The following is a 9,694-nucleotide window of genomic DNA, read 5'->3' on the forward strand; positions in this document are numbered from 1 at the left end:
ATCACATTGATTTTGATAGTTAAAATTAATAAATCACATAATGCCCTGTGGATTATGTGGCTACCGGATTAATCATGTACAACGATGAATATCGATCGGCTCGATCGACAAATTCGATCATAATGAAACAAAGAAACTTATCGAAAACGGCAAGGCCACTCTTCGAAAGCGAAGTGACTAGCCGAAGAAAAATCCCCACAGGGAGCGTGCTGCGCGGGCGACAGTGTGTGTTACAGCCTGCAGCGCACTGCGAGCCACCTGGGGTAGCGGGGCCAGGTCAATAATCTTATCAATCACTTCCACCACGGCATCGCCAAAGCTGCTGCTGGCGGTGCTGATGACGCTGGTGGTGTGATACCCATTATGCAGGTGGGGAACCAGCGGGCTGCGGGCCTGCTTTGGGAGGCGGGTAATCATCGCTTCCACCAGACGTGACAGGCGATAACGCCCCCGCACCGAGACCGGCAGAATATCCTGCTCAGCAATCCCTAACTGACGAGCCACAGCCTGCTGCTTCTGTACAATATGCTCAGCCTGTAACGCCGAGGGCTGAGCCGATAACCAGTTCCACTGCTCCGCCGGTTCGGTTTTGTCCACCTGATTGAGCACCCATAACACCGGCGGCTGCGGCCCGCTGTACTGCACGAACACGTCCCGATAAAACTGCTCTTCTACCGCATAAGCCCGGTCATCGGCCTTGAGCACCCACAGCACCATATCGAGTTGCGGCATGAGGTCCCGGTACAGCTCACGGTATTCACCGTCACGGGTAAAACTTTCACCCACGCCGGGTAAATCAACGAGCGTCAGGAAGTGATTACCGAAACGTAGCCGTACGCACTGTGGCTGGCGGGTACAGGCCTCCACTGCATTGACTGCACAGACTTCACTGCGGAACAGCGCGTTACACAGCGAGGATTTGCCGACACCAGTTTTACCCATGATGCCAATCACCGGTTCATAAGTGACCAGACGGTTAAGTTCCTGGATTAGATGCTGGCGCAGCGCGTGCGGATAACGCCGCAGATGGCGGCGGATAAGGGCATAGCCTGAGGGATGTTTCATATCGGCCTCTGAATGAAAAAAGGCCATCCGGAGGGGATGGCCTGTTAGATATAAACGGGAGGGAATTCAGTAAGGTGATATATAACTGAGATTTTTTTAGTTTTTCTGATTCAGCTCAGCCCAGGTTTTTTCTATCAAATATTCAATGACATCAGCCCTGTTACGGTTAAAACGCTTCTCCAGTTTGACCAGCGTATTTTTAGCACCTGGAGAAATACGAATATTAACCGGTGCCTTATCGGCAACTTTCTTACGATGTTTCATATTTGCGTAACGCTTACGCAATGTATTAAGGTAAAGAGCTTTCGTGTCTTCTCGACCATCCCATAAGTAGTAAAGTAATGGTATAGCCTGAGACAGAAGAGACTCACTAAGATCCCACTTGTTTATGTTATTTAATAAGTTCGGGTGACCATTAAACTGTTTCCAGACCCATTTGACATCTTCCGGCCCAGTATCTGTAAACCAGGCGAAATCTTTTCGGCGGAGGTCTCTTATATGCGAGTAATCGATTTTTATTTCGTCGAGTGTACGTTGCAACTTGTCAGGTGAAAAGCTGAGCAGGTCAAGAATATATAATCCAGCCATAAAACACTTCTTTGGATTATCTGGCGTTCGGATTGGAAGTTCATTAACGGTAATTTTTGAGTTATTTTTATCACATACTATTTTTTTGTCATGATACCTGTTGCCAGCAAGAAATAAGATCTCATCACCAAGCTGTTGATCTCTGAATTTTTTTAAAAGATAAAGCCAGAAAAAGACACTGGATTTTTCATCATGAGAGAACCAGGATGCAATTGTTTCATCAACACAGTACTTTCTGTACATTCCCTGGTTTTCTAGAAAATTCCGAATAATCTCTGATTTATCATTTTCTGTTAATATTTGCTCAATAAGTCTGTTAATGGCTCCATTGAAACGGAGAAGTTCTCTCTCACTCCCTGATGCATACAAGCTGGCTAGATCAGTATAGCCGAGGTACCACAAAATATAGACGCCCTCTCTGATAGAGCTTACTTCAACATGCCTGTTCATCCTGCTCCCTCTGATAAAAAATGTATGATTTACAACGGCAAGCATACAAGGAATTCACCATGAAAACAGCGATTTAATACGCAATTTTTAATGTTTTTAATTTACTAATACATTGCCGATTTAGCATGTTTTTAAAGCAATTTGGTGCTTGCTTACATATGTCTTTCATAATTCTTTTTGAGTGATTCAATGCGGATATCACGCAATCTATAGTTACTAATATTATTTATAAAACAATGAATTATACATTTAAACTTGTTATTTATATATGCATTAATCATGAATTTATTGTATGTAATGGTAAGCTTTGCGTCACATAACACCTGTACGGCAGCTTTGGGGAATACGCGGTAATGTTAATCAGGTGACGTGAATCAACAGGTTGCCGATATGACCTGGCTGACGGAACGATGTACGACAGTATCGGGGCTGGTGGGTTACGTCTGGGAGCTGGAATGCGGGTAAGATCATCGTTACCACATCCATGCAGCGTTTTATCTCAATGGTCATACAGGGAGGTCTGATGCTTCAGAGGGTCCATCCCCCCTGTGGAAGGGCATCGCGGACGGAGAAGAGTATGCGAGCCTAAAGGACACGACCGTGTAAGAAGCGAACAACCGGTGAACTTTTCCGACAACAGAGGGCGGGAGGGCATGCAATGAATCCTGAGCTTTGTGGATAAGCCATCGCAGCGGATAGAACGCCGGATTTACAGAGTCAGCTCAGTTCCGGCACCGGCGGTGAGTGGCAGACCGCACTCATGTTTTCCCAGCCGTTAATCCAGTTTTACCTGACGGTTCTGAGAATAGGTATAACGAAATTTATCACCGTAGATGGATTCCGTATCCAGCACAAAGTCCAGCTGGTGTGGATCTTGTGAAGCCCACTTCAGTCGTAGTCGGTCTTCAGCACAGTTTTTATCTAACCCTCTTGCCTCAACCAGAAATATTTCTTCTCCAACCTTGAAGGAATCATTCGGACGCGGGCCACCAATCACAAAACATTCAGCGTGAAGGCCCAGTGCCTGAATGGCCCCCACGAAGATATTGTTATCAATGGCATCCACGGGTTTGTCATTGACCGTAACGGTTAGCCCGTTAACAAAGGCCGTTCCCATACCGTTATTGATGACGTAAATTCCCCACTGATTTTTGCGACCATCGTTAGAGAAATAGGCATTTATCCTTGGCTCTACAGAAATATGGTTGTGCCTGATTTCTTCTCTGCCCTGCCAGATAGCGAATGCAAGCGAGATAATGGCAATGATGATGCCCGCAGATGCGAGGATCGAGTCCCGGTACGTTGTGAAAAAATGGCGCATAAACGGTGTTTCCTTACGATAAATCAGAGACTTTGGTGCCGTGTTGTTGGTCAGGCATACGCTGTAATTAAGGTAAATAATACTGTTTCTAAAGAAGAGATATTTTCAATTAATCTATCTTCCCACACTCTCTCATCACATTTCCCCATTGCTGATGATCGATGCTATCCAGTAATGGTCTTCCGTCAAATCTGAAGTCTGCGTCCATTCCGGTGACAAGTATTCACCGGGAAACGACATATGGCTTACCACAACATCACCGATACCAATCTTAACTACGTCCAGCACCGCACGCTACAACGTTACCAGCGTCATCATCTCTCAGAATTATTTGCACGCTATTCCAAATTGCTCATGTTCCGGGTTGATTTCTACTACCGGGTAGACAGCGATGCCTGGTGCCACGCTGATAAACATTCCACGACGGCAGATATGATTCTGTTACTCCAGCGGTGTAACACGATGACAGGGCTTGTCGGGTTTACCTGGGTACTTGAATATACCGAACAGCATGGCTATCACATCCACGCTGCGTTTTATCTTAACGGTCAGAAGCATCGGAAAATATGGCCGACCTTTAAAACCCTGCAAACCCTCTGGAGTGAGATAACAAGAGAGGAAGGCTGTGCTTACCGCTGTACGCCTCAGAAGTATTACAAAGTGCAGGGAGAGCGGGTGACGTCGCATAGTGATATGAAAGGCCGTAAGGGCATGCAGTACATTCTGAGCTACCTGAGCAAGCAGGACCAGAAGGGCGAGAAAGTGGTTTGCCAGTTGAGTGACATTCCCGCTCCTGCGGTGGGTGGCAGACGTCGCAGGTGTGCCATCAGCGAATAAAAAATTACTCCAGTCCCTCATCGTTTGAAGAAGTCTGCACTCCCCATACCCGGCTCCTTCTCCCATTCCCTCAAGGAGAAAAACGATGACCACACCTGCCAGCCTTCTTACCGACAAGTTCGTCGATATGGCGTTTATCACACAACTCACCGGTTTAACCGACAAATGGTTCTACAAGCTCATTAAAGACGGTGAATTCCCAAAGCCAATTAAGCTGGGCAGAAGCTCCCGCTGGCTTGAAAGCGAAGTGGAAGCCTGGCTACAGCAACGCATAGCACAGTCCCGTCAGTAATCTTTCGAACGCAACCACATCTCCCACCTGATTTAACACCACCAGTCCTATGACCTGCACTGCTGCCCTCCTTGGGACGGTTTACGCCTGCGCGGTCGTATGGCAAAGGACCAATACTATGACGATTTATGCCAAATCCTTTATCGCGCTTGACGGTAATCAGCGCCTCACGGGCGCGGTCACTGCACAGCTTCACCCTTACGACCGCTACACCTGCCACCTCTGCGGTAGCGCTCTGGTATTCCACCCTGAATGGGGTACTAACCTCCCATGGTTTGAGCACACATGGGAAGACCTGACGGAGAACGGACGCCACCATTGTCCCTATGTACGCCCTGAGCCTAAGGAAGTGCGAAGGATAAGCATGCTGCGTCGTTATGTACCGGATGTCCTTCCGGTAGTGCGCAAGGCCGACTGGCACTGTTCGGAGTGTGACAGCGATTACCACGGTGAACGGTACTGCATGAGTTGCCGTACTGGCGACAACTTTACTGAGCGTTGCGCAGAATGAGGCTGCGCTATCTGCTACTTGTCATCTAGACATCACCACAGGATTCACACCATGCAATTTCGCACAATTCGTACCGCCCTTAACCAAGAGGGCGAAGTCACTTACATCCGGGATCTGACTCCGCGTTCAAGGGGGCTCTGGTTCTGCCGTTCCTGCAGCAATCCCTTGCGTCTGCACTGGACGCATGACAGCGGCGGTTATTTCGAACATGACCTGGAAGACGCTGACGAACGCCGATTAACGCATTGTGCGTACCGAATCATTGCCCGGGATAAACCGGTATCCGCTTTTGACCAGGCCGTGAATGCAATGATGGAACGTGATGATGTGTCCGTCACAGCACCTTCAGACAGAGATTACTTCTGCGTACTCTGCCAGCGTGAATATTATGGTATCCGCTGCTGCCCGGCGTGCGGGCAGCATATCTACAGCACGGAAATGAAAGACTTGGATACCCTGACGATACCAGTTAACTTTGCGAAATAAGGGGGGATTCTCGTCGTAGGTTATGCAGAGAGAAAGCCTGACATACAGGCATTCCTACAACAGGCGATGGCGCATTATCCACGACTGGCAGAACTCAGCTTCACAGTACAGTAAACGCACAGTGTCGCATAACCACACCTCTTATCGATCGGCGCCAACGATCAATATCGAAAAACTGATCTATCAAAACGATTATCTATTATGCGCCCTGCCTGGTTATCCTTGTCTTAACTTACTCTCAGAAAAGCCTTTTATTACGGTTAGTTATCTAGCCGAGGCTTGCTACACCCATTTTCCATGTATCCCAAATTACGAGGTCGCAAAGACGCGGAAAGATGAAGAGATGCGCACGTTGCAACAAAAAAAGAAGTGTCCTTGAGCGATGGCTCTCACTCGATAAAGAATTCTGCGACGAGTGCTTGTTTGATATCGACCAGGAAATCAGGGAAAGACGGATTATCCCGATCAGAAGGCTTAAAGATGACGATGTAGGGAAATAGTTACTCGTGATGAAGAATAAAATCGACGTTAGTGTCATTATCCCTGCTTACAACGCCGTTGAGACCATTGGTAATCTGGTTAATAAAATCCTCAGCGAAACCCACGTGGCTATTGAACTTATCATCGTCGATGACGGTTCTACTGATGGAACAGCCAACGTTCTTCGTCAAATCCATGATGACCGACTCATTCTGATTGAGCAGGCCAATCGAGGTGTCTATGCTGCCCGAAATGCTGCTCTACCCTTGCATCAAGGAGAGTGGGTAATTTTCCTCGATGCTGACGATGATATAGCAGACGGGTTCATTGAAAAACGATGGCAAGCAGCTACTGCGTCGCAAGCCGACGTCATGATCTTTAATGGCTGGCATTCTAGTGCTGACCTACATCGAAGAGCAGTTCACCGAAAGCAGCCATATGGGGCGACCCTGTCAGGTCATGAGTGGATTAGACAGTGCGTTACACGCCGTGAATGGCCACATTACCTGTGGTTGCAGATGGTCAAGTCAGCCTATATCAGACAACACTCACTGCACTTCCAGTCCGGTAAGAGCCATAAAGACATTATCTGGACGGTTCATCTTGCAGCGAGAAATGGCCAGCTCTGCATATTGGATGTTAAGGACTATATCTATAACAGCAATAGGACCTCTATCACGCACCGACCGGATTACTACGATGTTCGTGCAATAAGCTATGTTGAAGTGATCGCCGAAATCATCCAGCTAGCGGGACAGGAACAAAACAAAAAAATAAAGGTATTTTTTTACAGACATGCGCTGGTGGAGGCTCGTCATTTTCTGGGGCTGTACCGGAATCGAGTTTGGGATAAATCAGGAGTGAAAACCTGCTTCAAAACAAGCATTTCGTTCGCTAGTTTATTCAGAGGCATCAGCAGTTTTAGCGATGTGTTTTTCTTTATCAAACTCGTGGCTAAACTCAAATAATACCGACCCGTTACAATGCCATATAGAATCACCTAGACACGCGCAACTTGATTAATCCAAAAAACATTTTGAATCGCCACGGGTTTAACAGACATCTCTAAGTCCAGTCTGCGTGATACCTGAGGCCGGGTACTGCGCCTGGTGTAGGCGTCATTATGTGAGAGAGAAGCACTGTGCGGTATGCAACACGGGTGTCTACAGCATCGATGAAACCACCTAGCGGGAGAACTATACCTGCTCGATTGACGGCCCGCGTCCATCCCCTCCTGAAGACAGGCATTCATCACCTTTAGCGGCGGGAGGTGGCAGAAGATGACGATACGATTCAGGCCCACTGAATATGTGATTATGGCTGACGGGGAATGGGTGGCTGTTGATGCGGTTTCATTTCAGCATGCCAGACCGCTGTTATGCGGATCCTGCCACATACTGGTGTCTGTGAATCGAAACACATCTGGGCGATTTAAACTAATTCACCGTCCACACTCTGAGACTGATAGAAGGCGAATGATACGCTGCCGTTACAATAAATCCTCGATATCTGCAGTAACATGTAGATTAAAATTACTGGATATCTAGCAAGGCGGGCATCCATATTAGCGAATCCGTAGCGGATTGAGATATAACTCGACCCCCTTTCGCTCACAGCGAACTTTTAGCTCAGTTAACGTGTCCGTTCCGTGCCAGAAGCTGACATCACATACGCTATTGATCGTTAGGTCAGAACATGTGGTCCGCTTGGGTGAGATGCTTAGAACATCTTACACCCAAACTAAACCATCTAGAAATGTAGTAGAATAAATAAGTTATTCATATTTTTTGACATGCAAGCGAGATATTACAAAATCACCGGAGGATTCAACTTTCGTAGTTTCATTCCGAATATATTCAGAGTATAGACAGGTAACATTAGGATAATTAAAGCTACATAAAATCGCCGCTAAAATATGTGGCTTCGGTCCAAACGGAATAATGGAAACATTATATTCAGATCTAAGAGGAGAGAGCATCTGTGACATGTTATCATAACATGTTGCAATACTATTGATTGGCAATTTTATGAGTTTATCCTCACCACCAAGGTAGTGTAAAATAAAGTCTTTATTTTTTTCTCAACAAGTATTTTCATAGTCATAGCTTGCAGCTGGTGCCGCCATGATACCAAAGCATTTGTTTGGGTTTAATAAGTTATACAAACGTTGAGGACCATATCTATCAAATCCCAACATAAATATTGCTGCATTATGTCTTTTAGTTAATGAAATACCTTCACATCCTGGAATTATTCTTAACTCACCAAGTTCAACGTTGAGATCTAAATTTCTATACACTGCAGTTGCGTATATCAAATCAATTGTTACTCTTAATTCACAAAAATTGACTAGGTAATTTAAAATGGCTGCATACCAAGCTCGAGACATCGAAGTATAGTCAATTAGTATTTTTAATTCCGCAACATTAACCTTGTTAATTATTCCACTTAGTGTTTTTTGTATTTCAGAAATTTCCCTTTGTGAAATCTCAAGCAATTTGAAGCCATTCCAGCTTTCTGAAAAATAACTCAAACTATCGATACGGACTGGATCTTCTTTATGTTGGTCAAAGGCTAAAACAATCACATTGTCGATATTATCCTTATTCAATCGTGTCGCCACATCAATACAGCGTTCTTCGTACCCACAAGAAAATAGTGCGATATCATATTTTGACTGACTTAGCTCGCCTATTGATAAGTCATCTACATGTAATTTATTCATCATTCTCCTCCCAGTCTAGACTATATTGTCCATCATCATTATTTTTATTTATAGCTTTAAATCGGCTATAAGAAGAATTGTTCATTATCACAGATAATTTGATTGAATTTCCTTTTCTTGGCATTAAGTAAAAATGAGGTGATAGACAGAAGGCTAAGGAAAATCTACCTTTCCTGTTTGGCATCTTGTTATCGTTGTCCAACCCTCTAAAATCTGGGTAAATTAAACCTAGATCTACAGCTGTTTCTATATACTTCCATACGTTATCATCTTCAACATCGAATGAAAATGAGTTGTATGTATCTGTATTTATTTTGTCTGTATGAAGTTTGTCTTTTAAAAACCTTCCAATTGTTGTAAACAAATCGAAAGCTTTCTTTCCCCCCACCTCTAGGTTTAAACCATCTAGCTCTGAGTATGAAAACTCTTTTAGTTTCGCACCTTGTTCCTTGTCTGACAGAGGCTTAAGTTCAGTACAAGATTCAATATTCTTTGAAAAAAGATAATTAAACAATCGTAATAGTCGTCGAGGGTTTCCATCAGAACATCTTACTATTAGTGAATACCCAGAAAATATAAATGGCGAAGCATTTCCTTTATAACGCTGAAAGGAATCTTTTAATATCAGTGTCCCTCTCAATTTCCTGGATACTGAGCTTTCAAAAAGAGAATAGTCTTGTTCGAATAACCTCTCCGCTCTTTTGATTGTATTGGAATCACAATACTCTCTCACCTTCTCCATCAGTTTATCATCAGGAAGTACATCTTTAGGGGAGTCAATTAATATTGAATTACCCAAAAGACTCTCAAGTGTAATATTCTTATTTATAATAGATGAATTTTTTATTCTCTTTCTAAAAAGCTTATCTGCGAAATTTTCAAAGAAATCATGAGAGTTATTATTTGAGCTGCAATGGAGGCCTTGCTTATCAATATTTA

10 protein-coding genes are annotated in these 9,694 nt (G+C 44.7%); 5 read left to right on the forward strand and 5 right to left on the reverse strand.

All coding sequences use genetic code 11. From position 1 onward, the window contains the following. Nucleotides 1-177: 177 nt before the first annotated feature. The 3 genes from USF70_RS15060 to USF70_RS15070 form a co-directional block, all read right to left on the reverse strand. The gene (locus USF70_RS15060) at nt 178-1,065 is read right to left on the reverse strand and encodes a GTPase family protein (protein ID WP_320735749.1); all 888 of its coding nucleotides are present in this window, start codon (nt 1,063-1,065) and stop codon (nt 178-180) included. A gap of 96 nt (nt 1,066-1,161) precedes the next feature. Next, nucleotides 1,162-2,103 carry a hypothetical protein gene (locus USF70_RS15065; RefSeq protein WP_320735750.1) on the reverse strand — a complete coding sequence of 314 codons (942 nt, stop codon included), beginning with the start codon at nt 2,101-2,103 and terminating at the stop codon, nt 1,162-1,164. A gap of 775 nt (nt 2,104-2,878) precedes the next feature. Beyond that, nucleotides 2,879-3,424: a hypothetical protein gene (locus USF70_RS15070; protein WP_020885365.1), complete on the reverse strand. Its 546-nt coding sequence runs from the start codon at nt 3,422-3,424 to the stop codon at nt 2,879-2,881. Between the two features lie 240 nt (nt 3,425-3,664). Here USF70_RS15070 and USF70_RS15075 point away from each other — a divergent pair, with 240 nt between their 5' ends. From USF70_RS15075 to USF70_RS15095, 5 genes are all read left to right on the forward strand, one after another. After that, nucleotides 3,665-4,261, forward strand: a complete 597-nt coding sequence (locus USF70_RS15075; protein WP_320735751.1) for an inovirus-type Gp2 protein — start codon at nt 3,665-3,667, stop codon at nt 4,259-4,261. 85 nt (nt 4,262-4,346) lie between these two features. After that, nucleotides 4,347-4,553 carry a helix-turn-helix transcriptional regulator gene (locus USF70_RS15080; RefSeq protein ID WP_320735752.1) on the forward strand — a complete coding sequence of 69 codons (207 nt, stop codon included), beginning with the start codon at nt 4,347-4,349 and terminating at the stop codon, nt 4,551-4,553. A 118-nt stretch (nt 4,554-4,671) separates the two neighbouring features. Further along, entirely contained in the window at nt 4,672-5,064 is a 393-nt protein-coding gene (locus USF70_RS15085) for a putative zinc ribbon protein (RefSeq protein WP_320735753.1), read from the forward strand. 51 nt (nt 5,065-5,115) lie between these two features. Beyond that, nucleotides 5,116-5,550, forward strand: coding sequence for a putative zinc ribbon protein (locus USF70_RS15090; protein WP_320735754.1), 435 nt, complete (start codon nt 5,116-5,118; stop codon nt 5,548-5,550). Nucleotides 5,551-6,059: 509 nt separating this feature from the next. Then, nucleotides 6,060-6,998, forward strand: a complete 939-nt coding sequence (locus USF70_RS15095; protein WP_320735758.1) for a glycosyltransferase — start codon at nt 6,060-6,062, stop codon at nt 6,996-6,998. Nucleotides 6,999-8,110: 1,112 nt separating this feature from the next. Here the strand turns inward: USF70_RS15095 and USF70_RS15100 are convergent. Together USF70_RS15100 and USF70_RS15105 are read right to left on the reverse strand one after the other, a co-directional pair. Next, nucleotides 8,111-8,758, reverse strand: coding sequence for a hypothetical protein (locus USF70_RS15100; RefSeq protein WP_320735755.1), 648 nt, complete (start codon nt 8,756-8,758; stop codon nt 8,111-8,113). Beyond that, the coding region (locus tag USF70_RS15105; protein WP_320735756.1) for a hypothetical protein at nt 8,748-9,694 on the reverse strand (947 nt) is incomplete at its 5' end. The genes USF70_RS15100 and USF70_RS15105, both read right to left, overlap by 11 nt.

Source organism: Enterobacter sp. 237C8, assembly GCF_034106865.1.
GTDB classification, from domain to species: domain Bacteria; phylum Pseudomonadota; class Gammaproteobacteria; order Enterobacterales; family Enterobacteriaceae; genus Enterobacter; species Enterobacter asburiae_B.